This is a genomic window from Mycolicibacter virginiensis (genome assembly GCF_022374935.2).
Taxonomy (GTDB): Bacteria; Actinomycetota; Actinomycetes; order Mycobacteriales; family Mycobacteriaceae; genus Mycobacterium; species Mycobacterium virginiense.
Window position 1 is genome coordinate 3,150,591 of sequence record NZ_CP092430.2, and the last position, 14,455, is coordinate 3,165,045.

The 14,455-nt window shown below is 68.4% G+C and carries 15 protein-coding genes; 4 read left to right on the forward strand and 11 right to left on the reverse strand.

The window, feature by feature from the left end:
* The 3 genes from MJO54_RS15270 to MJO54_RS15280 form a co-directional block, all read right to left on the reverse strand.
* Positions 1 to 606, reverse strand: coding sequence for a vitamin K epoxide reductase family protein (locus tag MJO54_RS15270; RefSeq protein WP_233428774.1), 606 nt, complete (start codon positions 604 to 606; stop codon positions 1 to 3).
* A gap of 2 nt (positions 607 to 608) precedes the next feature.
* Positions 609 to 1,364 carry a DsbA family protein gene (locus tag MJO54_RS15275; RefSeq protein ID WP_046284791.1) on the reverse strand — a complete coding sequence of 252 codons (756 nt, stop codon included), beginning with the start codon at positions 1,362 to 1,364 and terminating at the stop codon, positions 609 to 611.
* A 65-nt stretch (positions 1,365 to 1,429) separates the two neighbouring features.
* Positions 1,430 to 2,533 carry an alpha/beta hydrolase gene (locus MJO54_RS15280; RefSeq protein WP_046284790.1) on the reverse strand — a complete coding sequence of 368 codons (1,104 nt, stop codon included), beginning with the start codon at positions 2,531 to 2,533 and terminating at the stop codon, positions 1,430 to 1,432.
* On the opposite strand from MJO54_RS15280, the gene MJO54_RS15285 reads away from it, so the two are divergent.
* Positions 2,532 to 3,377 carry an aldo/keto reductase gene (locus tag MJO54_RS15285; protein WP_046284789.1) on the forward strand — a complete coding sequence of 282 codons (846 nt, stop codon included), beginning with the start codon at positions 2,532 to 2,534 and terminating at the stop codon, positions 3,375 to 3,377. The two genes, MJO54_RS15280 and MJO54_RS15285, sit on opposite strands and share 2 nt — an antisense overlap.
* Before the next feature lies 1 nt (position 3,378).
* Entirely contained in the window at positions 3,379 to 4,218 is an 840-nt protein-coding gene (locus tag MJO54_RS15290; RefSeq protein WP_046284788.1) for an aldo/keto reductase, read from the forward strand.
* Positions 4,219 to 4,242: 24 nt separating this feature from the next.
* On the opposite strand, the gene MJO54_RS15295 is transcribed toward MJO54_RS15290, so the two are convergent.
* From MJO54_RS15295 to MJO54_RS15310, 4 genes are read right to left on the reverse strand one after another with little or no spacing between them, the layout of a single operon-like run.
* Positions 4,243 to 4,839 (reverse strand): GNAT family N-acetyltransferase, encoded by a 597-nt coding sequence (locus MJO54_RS15295; protein WP_046284787.1) that lies wholly within the window; start codon positions 4,837 to 4,839, stop codon positions 4,243 to 4,245.
* 8 nt (positions 4,840 to 4,847) lie between these two features.
* On the reverse strand, positions 4,848 to 5,561 hold the full coding sequence (locus tag MJO54_RS15300; RefSeq protein WP_046284786.1) for an HNH endonuclease family protein: 714 nt from the start codon (positions 5,559 to 5,561) through the stop codon (positions 4,848 to 4,850).
* Complete coding sequence (gene recG, locus MJO54_RS15305; RefSeq protein WP_105295271.1) at positions 5,558 to 7,786, reverse strand: ATP-dependent DNA helicase RecG; 2,229 nt, start codon at positions 7,784 to 7,786, stop codon at positions 5,558 to 5,560. Before recG ends, MJO54_RS15300 begins: the two co-directional genes overlap by 4 nt.
* 2 nt (positions 7,787 to 7,788) lie before the next feature.
* On the reverse strand, positions 7,789 to 9,447 hold the full coding sequence (locus tag MJO54_RS15310) for a fatty acid kinase ATP-binding subunit FakA (protein ID WP_046284810.1): 1,659 nt from the start codon (positions 9,445 to 9,447) through the stop codon (positions 7,789 to 7,791).
* Positions 9,448 to 9,640: 193 nt separating this feature from the next.
* Between MJO54_RS15310 and rpmB the strand changes: the two genes are divergently transcribed.
* Entirely contained in the window at positions 9,641 to 9,832 is a 192-nt protein-coding gene (rpmB, locus tag MJO54_RS15315; protein WP_024443272.1) for a 50S ribosomal protein L28, read from the forward strand.
* A 71-nt stretch (positions 9,833 to 9,903) separates the two neighbouring features.
* On the opposite strand, the gene MJO54_RS15320 is transcribed toward rpmB, so the two are convergent.
* Both MJO54_RS15320 and MJO54_RS15325 read right to left on the reverse strand, forming a co-directional pair.
* Positions 9,904 to 10,584, reverse strand: a complete 681-nt coding sequence (locus MJO54_RS15320) for a uracil-DNA glycosylase (RefSeq protein WP_105295272.1) — start codon at positions 10,582 to 10,584, stop codon at positions 9,904 to 9,906.
* A gap of 6 nt (positions 10,585 to 10,590) precedes the next feature.
* Positions 10,591 to 11,568, reverse strand: a complete 978-nt coding sequence (locus MJO54_RS15325) for a thiamine-phosphate kinase (RefSeq protein WP_275564461.1) — start codon at positions 11,566 to 11,568, stop codon at positions 10,591 to 10,593.
* Between the two features lie 39 nt (positions 11,569 to 11,607).
* On the opposite strand from MJO54_RS15325, the gene MJO54_RS15330 reads away from it, so the two are divergent.
* Positions 11,608 to 12,150, forward strand: a complete 543-nt coding sequence (locus MJO54_RS15330; RefSeq protein WP_052741375.1) for a DUF3515 domain-containing protein — start codon at positions 11,608 to 11,610, stop codon at positions 12,148 to 12,150.
* 84 nt (positions 12,151 to 12,234) lie between these two features.
* On the opposite strand, the gene MJO54_RS15335 is transcribed toward MJO54_RS15330, so the two are convergent.
* Positions 12,235 to 13,347, reverse strand: a complete 1,113-nt coding sequence (locus tag MJO54_RS15335; RefSeq protein ID WP_046286932.1) for a D-alanine--D-alanine ligase family protein — start codon at positions 13,345 to 13,347, stop codon at positions 12,235 to 12,237.
* A gap of 35 nt (positions 13,348 to 13,382) precedes the next feature.
* Complete coding sequence (locus tag MJO54_RS15340; RefSeq protein ID WP_046286931.1) at positions 13,383 to 14,411, reverse strand: NAD(P)H-dependent glycerol-3-phosphate dehydrogenase; 1,029 nt, start codon at positions 14,409 to 14,411, stop codon at positions 13,383 to 13,385.
* Between the last annotated feature and the right edge of the window lie 44 nt (positions 14,412 to 14,455).

Genomic DNA, 14,455 nt, shown 5'->3' on the forward strand with positions numbered 1-14,455 from the left:
CTACAGCAGCGTTATCCAGTAATCCTGAAACCGAATAAATATCAACAGGAATAACGCGATAAACCATAACGCAGCGATGGTCCAACGCCATCGGTGCAAAAGCTGCAAATTTTTGCGTATACCACCCTGCTCGGATGCTAGGGCTGCGAATATCACCAGCAGGCACAGGGTGACCGCCCACACCACCATGCAATACGGGCACAGCGCGCCAATCCGGTACAGACTCTGGAAGATCAGCCAGTGCACGAAGCCGGCGCCGGCCAGCGTGCCCACCGTCAACCCAGTCCAATACCACTGCGGCAACGGCACTTTCGCGACCGTCAATACGCCGGTGACGACCACCACGGTGAAGGCGACGATCCCCATCAACGGGTTGGGGAACCCCAGCACGGACGCCTGCGGGGTGACCATCACCGATCCACAGGACAGCACCGGATTGAGGTTGCACGACGGCACGTAGCCGGTGTCCGTGAGCAGCTTGATCTTCTCGACGGTCAGCGTGACGGAGGCGGCCAGTCCGATGACCCCGCCGATCAGCACCGCCCAGGCCCGCGATGCCGCTACCGGCACCGCCTGGGCGGGCGCTTCGACCGCCGGAGCCGTGATGGTCACGACTCCTGAGCCGGCACGGCCATACCGGGCACGTCGCCGACGATCTCGCGGATCTTGGAGACCAGGGCTTCCGGGGTCGAAGGGCGGTAGTCCTCACCATTGATGCGCAACGTGGGGGTGGCGTGAATGCCCCCGGCCGCAGCCATACCGCCGACCATCTTCAGGTACTTGCCGCTGTTGATGCACGCCGGAACCCCGCCGGCAGCGCCGGCTTGGCGGGCCAACTCGATCAGGCGCTTGTTGTCCGGGAATTCCGTGCCGATCTCCGACGGCTGCAGCTGCTCGGTGTAGAGCGCGGTGTGGAACCGGCGGAAGGCGTCGTTGTTCTCGTCGGCGACGCAGTAGGCCGCGGCTCCGGCGCGCGAGGAGTAGTCATCGTTCTGCGGCCGGTCCAGGATCGCCACCATGTGGTAGTCGGCGGCGATCGCCCCGCTGTCGATCAGCCGAGACACCGTCGGGCCGAACGCCCGCTCAAGGTTGCCGCAGGCCGGGCAGAGGAAGTCTTCGTAGAACGTCAGCACGGCCTTGGGCTCGTCGGTCCCCTCCTTGGTGACCAGCTTGCTGGAAGTGACCCGGATCGCCTCGCCTGCGCCGGCGCCCTTCTTGTGACCGTTGGACACCACGATGTAGCCGATGAGCCCCACCGCGAAGACCACCACGATGGCGACGAGGCCGATCTGCATTGCGAGGTTGCGCTTCTGGTCGCCGGCCCTCAAGCCGGAGGCGCCGGGGCGTTTGGGTTTGCTGGCCACAGTCGGTTGGTCCTCGTGTTCGGTGGTCGGTTTGCGGTTCAGCGTACCGGCGTGAGCGCCGGACCTCAGCCGCGGCTGAGGTGCGCGCGCAGCGCCGAGATCAACTCACTGGTCGCGGTCGCGCTGCCGCCCCCCAGCGGAAACAGGTTGATGAAAGCGTGGGTCAACGACGGCATCTGCCGCAGGTCCACCACAACCCCGGCCTTGCGCAGTGCCGCCGCGAACGCTTCGCCCTCGTCGTGCAGCGGGTCGAATCCGGCGACGGCCACCAGTGCCGGCGGCAAGCCGGACAGGTCGCCGGCCAGCAGCGGCGATACCAGCGGGTCGGTCGGGTCCAGCTGTGAGCGGCCGACGTATTGGTCGGTGAACCAGTCGATGTCGTGCTTGGTCAGCAAAAAACCGTCGCCGTAGAGGGTGCGCGAACGGGTCTGGGCGGTGCAGTCGGTGACCGGGTAGATCAGCCACTGCAGAACGGGTGCCGGTCCCCCTTCATCGCGTGCCCGCAGCGCGACCGCGGCGGCCAGGTTGCCACCGGCGCTGTCGCCACCGACCGCGACCCGCCCGGCAATCCCACCGAGCTCCGCGGCGTGGTCATGGGCCCAGCGGAATGCGGCCAGGGCATCGTCGAACGCGGCCGGCGCGGGGTGCTCGGGCGCCAGCCGGTAGTCGACCGACAGCACCGCGATGTCGCCGTCTCGGCAGGTCAGTCGGCAGATCGCGTCGTGGCTGTCCAGGTCCCCGATCACGAACCCGCCACCGTGGTAGAAGACCAGCAACGGCTTGGCGCCACCACCGACCGGGCGGTAGTGCCGAGCGGCGATGTCCCCGGCCGGGCCGGGCAATACGATGTCGCGTACATCGACGTGGATCTCGCCGCCGCCCAGCCCGGCGGACGTCTCGCGCAACTTGGCGCGGGAGGCGACCGCGTCTTCGCCGACGACTAAGCCGTTGACGCCCATCGCGCGCTGCGCGGCCAGCGTCAGCCGCAGGGTGGGGTCCAGGGTCTTGCCGTCGATGGTCACCGCGCGCCCGCCGGTCATGATCCGCTGAACCCCGATCGGCAGCATCGGCGTCACCTTCATACCGACCGTCATCAGGGTGCTCTGCAGCTGTTCGGTCCATCGCGCGCCCCGGCCGGAACCGGAGCCGCCTGGCAGACTTCGTGTCATGGCTGCTGAAGATAACTCACGTTCAGTCACGCTCAACGACGGTAATTCCATCCCCAGCGTCGGTTTCGGGGTTTACAAGATTTCGCCCGCTGAGACCGAGCAGGCGGTGCGTACCGCACTGGAGGCCGGATACCGCCATATCGACACCGCAGCCCTGTACGGCAACGAGCGGGAGGTCGGCCGGGCCGTCGCGGCGTCCGGCCTGCCGCGTGACGAGGTGTATGTGGTCACCAAGGTGTGGAACTCCGACCAGGGCTACGACTCCACGCTGGCAGCATTCGACAAGAGCATGGAGCGACTTCGCCTCGATTTTCTGGACCTGTACCTGATCCACTGGCCGCTGCCGGCCGCGGGCAAATTCGTCGAGACCTTCCGGGCACTGGCCCATCTGCGGGATCAGGGCCGGATCCGGTCGATCGGGGTGAGCAACTTCGCTCCCGAACACCTCAAGATGCTCATCGACGGGACGGGGATCGTGCCCGTCGTCAACCAGGTCGAGTTGCACCCGCGCTTCAGCCAGCCCGAACTGCGCGAGACGCATGCCCGCCTCGGGATTGCCACCGAAGCCTGGGCGCCGCTGGGGCGGGGTTCGCTGCTGGCTCATCCGGTGATTACCGAGGTGGCGCACCGGTGCGGAAAGACACCGGCGCAGGTACTGATTCGGTGGCATATCCAACTGGGTAATATTGTGATTCCGAAATCGGTGCACCCGGAGCGCATCGTCGGCAACTTCGACGTCTTCGACTTCGAACTCGGCACGTCGGAGATGGCCGAGATATCCTCGCTCGACGACGGCGCCCGATTGGGACCCGATCCGCGAACATTCGATTACACAGGTAGGTGAAATGACGTCGGGCACTGCGATCCCCTCGGTCACCCTCAACGACGACCGCACGATGCCGACGCTGGGCATCGGGGTGGCCGAGTTGTCCGAAGCCGAGACCGAGCGCGCGGTCTCGACGGCGCTCGAGCTGGGCTGTCGTTTGATCGACACCGCCAAGGTGTACGGCAATGAGGCCGCGGTGGGCCGGGCTATCGCCGCGTCGGGGATCCCGCGCGAGGAGGTGTTCGTCACCACCAAGCTGGCCAACGCCGACCAGGGCCTGACCGCCGCCATCGAAGCCTGCAAGGCCAGCCTGGAGCGGCTCGGAATGGACTACGTGGACCTGTACCTGGTCCACTGGCCGGCACCGTCGCTGGGCATGTACGTCGACAGCTTCGGCGGACTCATCCAGACCCGGGAGCTGGGACTGGCTCGGTCCATCGGGGTGTGCAACTTCACCGCGAACCACCTCGACGACGTGATCGACCTGGCGTTCGAGACGCCATCGGTCAACCAGATCGAGCTACACCCGCTGCTCAACCAGGCTGAACTGCGCGCCGCCAATGCCGAGCGCGGCATCATCACCCAGGCTTACAGCCCGCTGGCGGTGGGCCGGTTGCTTGACCACCCGACCGTGACGGCGATCGCCGGGGAGTACGGCAAGACCCCGGCACAGGTGCTGATCCGGTGGAGCCTGCAACTGGGCAACGTGGTGATCCCCCGGTCGGCCCAACCCGAGCGGATCGCGGCCAACCTCGACGTGTTCGGCTTCGAGCTGGCCGATGAGCACATGGAGAGCCTGGGCGGCCTCAACGACGGCACCCGGGTGCGGGAAGACCCGCTTACCTACAGCGGTATCTGATCCCCGCCGATCCGCCCACTCGCCTCAGCGCGCTAACACCCGGCGGTTGATCCGCTCCACCAACCGGGCTCGCAGGTGCGGCCACTCCTGCTCGATCACCGAGAAGACGATCGTGTTGCGAAAGGAGCCGTCGCGGCGGCGGGCATGGTTTCGCAGTTCACCCTCCCGGGTGGCGCCGATGGCCCCCACCGCGCGCTGCGAGCGCTCGTTGAGGTTGTCGACGTTGAACTGCACACGGCCCGCACCCAAGGCGCCGAAGCAGTGGTCGAGCAGCAGCAGTTTCGACTCGGAGTTGACCGCCGACCCGCGCACCCGCTGTGCCAGCCAGGTGCTGCCGACCGTCACCCGGCGGTCCACCTCGCTCATGTCGTAGAGGGATGTCGTCCCGACGATCTCGCCGGTACTGACCTCGACCTGAGTCAACACCTGCTGTTCTGACGCCAGCGCCGCAGACACCGACGCTTCGGTGGGCGGCTCGGAGTGCTGCCCGTAGAGGAAGTAACGGGTGCACTCGGTGTCGAAGGCCTGGGCCAGTCCGGCGACGTCGGCGAGCACCGTCGGTCGCAACAGCACATGCGCGCCAGGCAGCGTCGGCGTAGTGCGCCAGTGGTCGATCGTCATCGGCTCCCCTATCCGGTCGGGCAGGTGGCCGCTGCCTCACGCAGCACGTGGGCTGACGGCTGGTCCAGGCGCAGCGCGTAGCCCCGCAGAACCGCAATGTAGGCGATGGCGTACTGGCACGCGAACGATTTATTCGGCGGCATCCACTGCCCAGGACCCGCATCGCCCTTGTCCTGGTTGCCCTGACCGGCGACCGCCAGGAGGTTGGCAGGGTCGTTGGCGAAGCGCAATCGCTGCCGATACGGCCAGCTCGACGCGCCCATGTCCCAGGCGTAGGCCAGCGGCACGATGTGGTCGATCTGCACCGCCTCGCCGATCTTCGGGCCGCGGGTGAAGGCGACGACGGCGTTGGTGTAGGGGTCGTGCAGGGTGCCGGTGGCCACCGCGTTGGGGCAACGCTTGGTCGACACGTGCGTGATGTCCACCAGATCACGGTTGAGGATGTCGTCGCGGGTATCACAGCCGTTGTGCCCGCCCGGCGCGTCGTTGTCGTCGTCCCAGGCGTCGCCGAACACCGAACGGCGGTAGTCGTAGCGGTGGATACGGGCCGGAACCACGGTGATGCCGGCCAGGACATCGACGCCGGCCGCCACCGTGGGCATGCCGGCCTGCGCCGCCAGGGCACGACTGCGATGGCCCACGGCCGACACCGTCTGATAGGCCACGACGACGGCCAGCACCGCAGCCACGGCCAGCCACACCAGGGTTTTACGACTGGTCATGATTTGTCCAGGTAGTCGATATCGGTGAAATGCGCGGCGAGCGTAGCCAATCCGGGATCGTCCGGGTTGGCTTCCCAGGCCCGCATGCAGAATGCGCGGGCCGCCTCGATCACTTCGCCGTGGTCGGCCAGCGACAGCAGTTTGAGGCCGCCTCGCCAACCGGACTGGTTGCGGCCCAACACATCTCCCTCACCACGCTCGGCCAGATCCAGATCGGCCAAGACGAATCCGTCCAAGGTGCCCGCGACGGCCTTCAGGCGCTGCCCCGCCTTGGTCCCAGGACCGCTGGAGGTCACCAGCAGGCAGAGGCTGGCGTGCTCACCGCGGCCGATCCGGCCGCGAAGCTGGTGCAGCTGGCTGATACCGAACCAGTCGGCGTCGGCGATCAGCATGACGGTGGCATTGGGCACGTCGACACCGACCTCGATGACCGTGGTGCAGACCAGCACGTCGACCGCACCGCTGCGGAACGCCGTCATCACCGCGTCCTTCTCGTCCCCGGTCAGCCGCCCGTGCATCAAGCCCAGCCGCAACCCCGACAGCGGCCCGGCACGCAGCTGATCGAATAACCCCACCGCGGTGGCCGAGGTTCGGCCACCCTCATCGGTTGAACCGGGTTTGCTCGGCTCATCGGTCTCGTCGATACGGGGCGCCACCACGTAGGCCTGTCGGCCGGCCGCCACCTCCTCGCGGATCCGCGCCCAAGCCCGATCCAGCCAGGTCGGCGTCTCCTTGACGAAGATCACCGAACTCGCGATCGGCTGGCGGCCGCGGGGCAGCTCTCGCAACGTGGAGGTCTCCAGATCGCCGTATACGGTGAGCGCCACCGTGCGGGGAATCGGAGTGGCGGTCATCACCAGCAGGTGCGGTGTGATGCCGTCGGGGGCTTTGGCGCGCAACCGATCTCGCTGCTCAACACCGAATCGATGTTGTTCGTCGACGACCACCATGCCCAGGTTGTGGAATTCGACCGCGTCGACCAGCAGGGCGTGAGTGCCCACGACGATGCCGGCCCGGCCGCTGGCGATCTCGGCGCGAGCCTGCTTCTTGGCGGCCGCGGACATCGAGCCGGTGAGCAGCGCCACCGCGGTGGCATCGTCGGCCCCGTCCAGCTGACCGCCGAGCGCCAGCGGCCCGAGCATGTCGCGTATCGATCGGGCGTGTTGGGCAGCAAGGACTTCGGTGGGCGCCAACAGGGCGCACTGATAGCCGGCATCAACCAGCTGCAGCATCGCCAGCAGCGCGACGATCGTCTTGCCCGAGCCGACCTCGCCCTGCAGCAGCCGATTCATCGGACGGCTGGCGGCCAGTTCGCCTTCGAACACCCCCAGCACGTCGCGTTGTCCGGCGGTCAGCTCGAACGGCAGCCGCCGCAACAGTTCTGCGACCATCCCGTTGTCGCGGCGCGGTGCCGGTGACCCGGATTCGGATAATTCACCGTTTCGACGCATCGCCAGCGCCCATTGCAGACCGAACGCTTCGTCGACGGCCAGCCGAGCGCGGGCGCGATCGCGTTCGGCGGCATTCTCCGAGAGGTGGATCGCGCGCAGCGCTTCGTCTTCGCCGAGCAGATCCCGTTCGGTGCGCACCGCAGCCGGCAGGGGGTCCGGAACCGGATCGAGGACGTCGAGCACCTGCCGCACGCAGTTGAAGATGTCCCAGCTCTGCAGTTTCGCGGTCGCCGGGTAGATCGGGTAGCAGCTGCGCTCGAAGTCCGCCTGGTTGACCTGCCCGCTGACCTTCTGCGATGCGTCGGCGATGTTGCGCAGCGAACTGCTGCCGAAGTTGCGTTCTTGCGCTGCACCATCGGCTTCCTTGAGCACCAGGAAGTCCGGATGGGTCAGCTGGATCGCACCCCGAAACAGCTTGACCTCACCGGACAGCATCACCCGGGTCCCGGGGGTCAACCGCCAGCGCAGGCCCTTGGGGTTGAAAAACGTCGCGCTGACCTTGTTGCGGCCGCTACCGACGGTGACAGCGAGGTATTTTCCGTTGCGCCGCTGCATGTCTTTGAGCACCGCTGAACTAATGGTGTCGACGATGGTGATGTGGTCGCCTTCGGCGGGGCGGCTGTCCGCCGCGCCGCGCACCCCGGTGCCTTCGACGTAGCTTCGCGGGTAGTGCCGCAACAGGTCTCCGACGGTGCGGATGCCAAAGCATTCGTCGAGTTTGTCGGCGGCATCAGAGCCGACGATGAAATCCAGCCGATCGGCCGAGGTGACCATCGTTACTCGACCCCGATCAGCAGCGCGTCCCCCCGGTGCCCGGTGAAGTAGGTCGCCAGTTCGGTTCCCGGGTGCTGGTCATGCACGTGCCGGGCCAAGACGTCCAGGACATCTTCTTCCAGCCCGTCGATGCCCGCCCCGAACAACACCGTCACCAGTTCACCGCCGGCCGCCAGCAGCAGGTCGATCAGGCCGATCGCCGCGGCGCCGACATTACGGGCCACAATCAGCACCTCGTCACCGGCGATCCCCAGACCGTCACCGGGTCGGCAGGAACCGGCCCAGGTCAACGCCTGTTCGGTGGCGACCCGCACCGATCCAAGCCGGGTGCTGCCGGCAGCCCGGGCCATGGTGTAGCCGTCATCGACCACCGGACGGCCAGGATCGTGGACCGCCAACGCCGACAGCCCCTGCACCATCGAACCGGTCGGCACCGGCACCACGTCGATTCCCCAGCCGATGGCCGCGGTACAGCCCGCCACCAGTTCCTCGGCGGCGACATAGCCGTTGGGCAGCAGCATCACCTGCGCTGCGCCGGTGTCGACGACCGCCCGCAGCAGCTGCTGGGCGGTGACCATCATGACCGGCTCGGCGCTGTGCGGGTCGGGCCGCAGTACGCAGGCACCTTCGGAGTCGAACAGCGCCCCGGCGCCGTCGCCGTCGACCACGGCCAGCACTGCACGCTCCCGAGCCCAGCTGCCCGGTGACGGGCCGGCGGCACCGGCCAGAGCCGAGATCTGGATGCGCCGCGGCCGGCCGAAGGCCAGGCCCGCTTCGACGGCGGCGCCGGCGTCATCGGTGTGCACGTGCACCGAATAGCCGCCGACCACCCCCGAAGTGGCGATGGCCACAGATTCACCGAGCTGATTCAGCCGCTCCCGCAGGGCTTCGGTGTCTTCGGGACTGCACTCGCCAAGCAGGTACATGACCTCGAACTGCGGCGCGGGAGCCTCGGTGCCGGCTTCCGGCGGCCGCGGGCACGGCGCGGGTTGGTAGACCGCCCGCACCGGAGCCTGCCCGGTGATCGTCGATCGCAGCGCGTCGAGCAGCACCAGCAGGCCACGCCCGCCCGCGTCGACCACCCCGGCCTCGGCGAGCACGTCGAGCTGCGCGGTGGTCGCCTCCAGTGCCTGAGCGGCCGCGTCGGTACCGGCCACCAGCGCCGGGCCCAACTCGGCTCCGTCGGCCGCGCACCGTTCGACGGCCGCAGCGGCAGCCTGCAACACCGACACGATGGTGCCCGGGACCTCGCGGCCGCCCATCGAGGTGACCACCAGCTCGACCCCGTGCCGCAGGCCGGCGCCGAGCAGGGCGGAGTCGATGACGCTGACCGCGGTATCAGGGGTGTTGGGGGCCGTCACGTCGGCCAGGCCGCGCAGGATCTGCGACAGGATCACCCCGGAGTTGCCGCGTGCACCGTGCAGCGCCCCGGATGACAGGGCGGCCGCGACCCGGCCCACCTCGCCCGAGGCGGCCTCGGTGTTGGCCTCGGCCAGGGCCGAACGCATGGTGAACAGCATGTTTGTCCCGGTGTCGGAATCGGCGACCGGGAAGACGTTGAGCTGGTTGATCTCGTCGGTGTGGGTGATCAGGTCACCGACGGCGGTGTGCGCCCAGTCCCGCAAGGTCGCCGCATCCAGCCGACGATCGGGGTTGCCCACCTGCACCCACCTTCCTGCCGCCACCTCCGGTGGCCGCAAGCCTAATCACTCCGGGCGACAGCACAGGTCACGTCCGTCCAGCCGGGATGGGGCGTTTTGGTGGTTGCCCCGCCGGGCGGGTATCCTGATCAGGTTGTCGGGCCACCCGCTGAGGTCGTTGGCCCTCAAGCAGACGTTTTGAGGAGTGTCACATATGGCTGCCGTGTGCGATATCTGCGGAAAGGGCCCCGGCTTCGGTAAGTCGGTATCCCACTCGCACCGTCGGACCAGCCGTCGGTGGGACCCGAACATTCAGGTTGTGCACGCCGCGCGTCCCGGCGGCAACAAGCAGCGCCTGAACGCCTGCACCTCGTGCATCAAGGCGGGCAAGGTCGTCCGCGGCTAAGTCCGCTCTTTCTCGCCGAGTGCAGGGACACCCCTGCCTCCTCGGCGATGTGCGCGACCCGCTGAACCGCGCTACTCCAGTCGCCAGTCGATCGGCTCGGCTCCCATCTGCGCCAGCAACTCGTTGGCGCGGCTGAACGGCCGCGATCCGAAGAACCCGCGCGACGCCGACAGTGGTGACGGGTGCGGTGATTCGATCGCGACGCAGCGATCCGACAGCATCGGCTTGAGCGTCCCGGCGTCGCGTCCCCACAGGATCGCCACCATCGGCTGACTGCGTGCCACCAAAGCGCGGATCGCACATTCGGTGACGGCCTCCCAACCCTTGCCGCGATGTGACGCAGGCGTGCCCGGTCGCACGGTGAGCACCCTGTTGAGCAGCAGCACACCCCGTTGCGCCCACGCGGACAGATCGCCGTTGGACGGCTTGGGGTAGCCCAGATCCGCGGTGTATTCGGTGAAGATGTTCTCCAGACTGCGCGGCAGCGGCCGAACATCCGGCGCGACCGAGAAGCTCAGGCCTACCGGGTGGCCGGGCGTCGGGTACGGGTCCTGTCCGACGATCAACACCCTGACGTTGTCGAACGGAAACGTGAAGGCACGCAAGATGTTCTGCCCTTCGGGCAGATAGCCGTGACCGGCCGTCGTCTCCTCGCGCAGAAACTGCCCCAGTGCGGCGACGTGATCGGTTACCGGTGCCAGCGCAGTGGCCCAACCGCTTTCGACAAGTTCAGGAAGTGGACGAGCAGTCATGGTGTCTCAACGTAATGGGGCGCTGGAATCAAACGACTGCCAGCCCGTCTCCCCGTCCCACACCGCTCCGTCGACCAGCACGCCCGCCGGCCCGGGCAGCACCTGTCCGATGGCCCGCCAACCGGGCGGCAACTCTCCGGGAAACGCGGCGACCAGAGCGTGGTCTTCTCCCCCGCCCAGAATCCACGACCACGCGTCGGCGCCGACCGCAGCGGCCGCAGGCGCCAAGGCTCGATAATCGGCCGCCAGCGCCGCCGTGGACACCTCCAATGTCGTCTGCGAGGCGGCGGCCAGGTGCCCCAGATCGGCGATCAGGCCATCGGAGACATCGGTCATCGCCTGGGCGCCGGCGTCGGCGGCCGCGGCGCCCTGCCCGTACGGCGGCTCCGGGACCAGGTGGCGACGCCTGAGCTCTGCGAATTCCGTTGCGTCCAGGCCGTCTGCCCACAGTCGCAGCCCGGCCGCCGAACGGCCCAGCGCTCCAGCCACCGCCAGAGTCGCCCCGGGCCGCGCCCCCGACCGCAGCACCGCGGCCCGGCCGGCCAGATCCCCCAGCACCGTCACCGACACCACCCAGCGGTCGGCCTGCACCAGATCGCCGCCGACCACACCGGCACCCAGGCGCTCCGCCTCGGCCCACATCCCGTCGGCCAGTGCGGCGGCATCAGCGGCAAAGGTGTGCGCCGGAGCACCGAAGCCGACCACGAACGCGGTGGGGCGCGCGCCCATCGCCTCGATATCGGCGGCGTTCTGCGCGATCGCCTTGCGCCCGACCTGCTGCGGGGTCGACCAATCCAGCCGGAAATGGCGGCCTTCGACCAGCATGTCGGTGGAAATCGCCACTCGGCCGTCGGCGCAGCGCACCACCGCTGCATCGTCGCCGGGACCCAGCTGGGTGGTGTCGGGCTGACGTCGCCCGGCCACCAGCCGGTCGATCATGGGAAACTCTCCAAGCTGACCCAGCGTGGGCTCGTTACCGCGCACAGCCTGGAGTGTAGGTGTGATCAGAACGGTAGGCGGGGCTTGACCACTGACAACGACGCGGACGGACCGCCGCGGCTCGCGCTGATCATCGCGCTGGTGGTCGCCGTCGCCGCGGTAGGCGCCGCGCTGACGGTCGCCGCGCAACACCACCCGGACAAGCGGCCGGCCGGACCGGTCCCGGTCGCGACGGTGCCTGCTCCACACGCCGACAGCGAAGACTGCCGTGCCCTGCTCGAGGCGCTACCGGCTCAGCTGGGCGACTACCGGCGTGCCGAGCTCGCCGCACCCGCACCGCAAGGCGCGGCGGCCTGGACCGCCGATGACAGCGAGGCCGTGGTGCTGCGCTGTGGACTGGACCGGCCGGCCGACTTCGTGGTGGGCTCCCCCATCCAGGTGGTCGATCACGTGCAGTGGTTCGAAGTCCGCGAAGGCGACCGCGCCACCTGGTATGTGGTGGACCGGACCGTCTATCTGGCGCTGACGCTGCCGCCGGGATCGGGCCCCACGCCGATCCAGGAGGTGTCGGATCTGATCGCCGACACCGTTGCTGCCGTCCCGATCCGGCCGGGCCCACCGCGTTGATCCTCACGCCGAGCGTGTAACCACCGCGAAATTCGGGCAGATTTTTCGCGCTGAGTGCACATTCGGCGCGCTACCCGAGGCAGCTCAGCGCAGGCCCACGCCGCGAGCCAGGGCGGTGTCGACCATCGTCGCCAGCAGTGTCGGGTAGTCCACGCCGCTGGCCGACCACATCCGCGGGTACATCGAGATCGTGGTGAATCCGGGCATGGTGTTGATCTCGTTGATCACCGGGCCGTCGTCGGTCAGGAAGAAGTCCACCCGGGCCAACCCCTGGCAGTCCAGCGCGGCGAACGCGCGAATCGCCAACTGCTGCACGGCTTCGGTGACATCGTCGTCGATCTTGGCGGGCACGTCGAGTTCGGCTGCGTCGTCGAGGTATTTGGTGGCGAAGTCGTAGAACGAGTCGTCGCGGTCGGCCACGCCGGCCACCCGGATCTCCCCGACCGTGCTGGCGCCCAGCGAGCCGTCGGGGAATTCGAGCACCCCGCATTCGATTTCACGGCCCACTATCGCGGCCTCGACGATGACCTTCGGGTCGTGCCGGCGCGCCTCGGCGATCGCCGCAGGAAGCTCGTCGTATGAGGTCACCCGGCTGACCCCGATCGAGGACCCGCCGCGCGCGGGTTTGACGAAGAGCGGCAGCCCCAGCCGCTCCCGATCGTCGATCGACAGCGTCTCCTGGGCGGGCCGCAGTACCGCGTACGGGCCGATCGGCAGGCCGTCGGCGGCCAGCAGCTTCTTGGTGAACTCCTTGTCCATGCCCGCCGCGCTGGCCAGCACTCCCGCACCCACATAGGGCACACCGGCCAACTCCAGCAGGCCTTGCACGGTGCCGTCCTCGCCGTAGGGTCCGTGCAGCACCGGAAACACTACGTCGACCGACTCCAGCACCTCTGCGGGCCCGGCGGCCGAGAACGCGACCAGTTGACCGGCTCGCTGCGGGTCGGCCGCCAGCGCCAGTTCGGCGCCGGAGTCCGTGCTGACCGCCGGCAGTTGGCGGTCGGTGATCGCCAACGTGTCGGGGTTGCCGTCGGTGAGCACCCACGCCCCCTCCGGGGTGATGCCTACTGCGACGACCTCGAAGCGTTGCGGATCCAGGTTGCGCAGGATGCTGCCCGCCGAGACACAGGAGATGGCGTGCTCGCTGCTGCGGCCACCGAAGACGACGGCCACGCGGGTGCGTTCGTGGGAATTCACACGCCAGAGGGTACCGGCCGACCCGCAGCGGGCGCCTACTCCGGTTTGGTGCGACGTCCCAGCAGCAACGCCACCGCCTCGTTGACCGACGACCCCTTGTGGCAGACCCGGTGCACGGCGTCGGTCAGCGGCATCTCCACGTCGTAGCTCAACGCCAGCGCCAGCACCGACTGACACGACGTCACGCCTTCGACGACATGGCCGTCGGAGGTGCTCAACAACCCCGCCGAGCCGGGCACCGGCGGCATCGCCTCGCCCCGGCCGAGCCGTTCGCCGAACGAGCGGTTGCGCGAGTGCGGGGATGTGCAGGTGGCGACCAGATCGCCCACTCCGGCCAGGCCGGCCAGGGTGGCGCCCTTGGCACCCAGCGCTACTCCCAGTCGAATGATCTCGGCCAGGCCCCGGGTGATGATCGCGGCCGCCGTGTTCTCGCCCAGCCCCACTCCGGCCGCCATCCCGCAGGCCAGGGCGATGACGTTCTTGCAGGCGCCGCCGATCTCGGTGCCGACGACGTCGGAGTTGGTGTACGGCCGGAAGTAGCCCGTGTTGAGCATGCGCTGCAGTGCCACCGCACGGCCGGAGTCGGTGCAGGCGACCACGGTGGCTGCCGGCTGTTCGGCGGCGATCTCCGCGGCCAAGTTGGGACCGGACACCACCGCGACCTGACCGGGATCGAACCCGGTCACCGCCGCGACCACCTGACTCATCCGCATCAGCGTGCCCAGCTCGATGCCCTTGGCGACGCTGACCAGGGTGGCGCTGTCGGTCAGGTGCGGCGTCCATGCTTGGAGATTGGCCCGCATCGTCTGTGCCGGCACGGCCAGCACCACGGTGGTCAAGCCGTCCAGCGCCTCGGCCGGATCACTGGTGGCGCGCACCGCGTCGGGGACCTCGAAGCCTGGCAGATAGTCGGGGTTACGCCGGGTCTCGTTGATCTGCGCGGCGATGTCGGGCCGGCGCGCCCAGAGTCTGACGTCACTGCCGGCATCGGCGAGCACCTTGGCCAGAGCCGTGCCCCACGCGCCCGCGCCCATCACCGCGACCGTTCCCTCGGTGCCGCCCATCGCACACCACCTCCCTCTATAGGCGCCTCACCTTAGCGGTGATC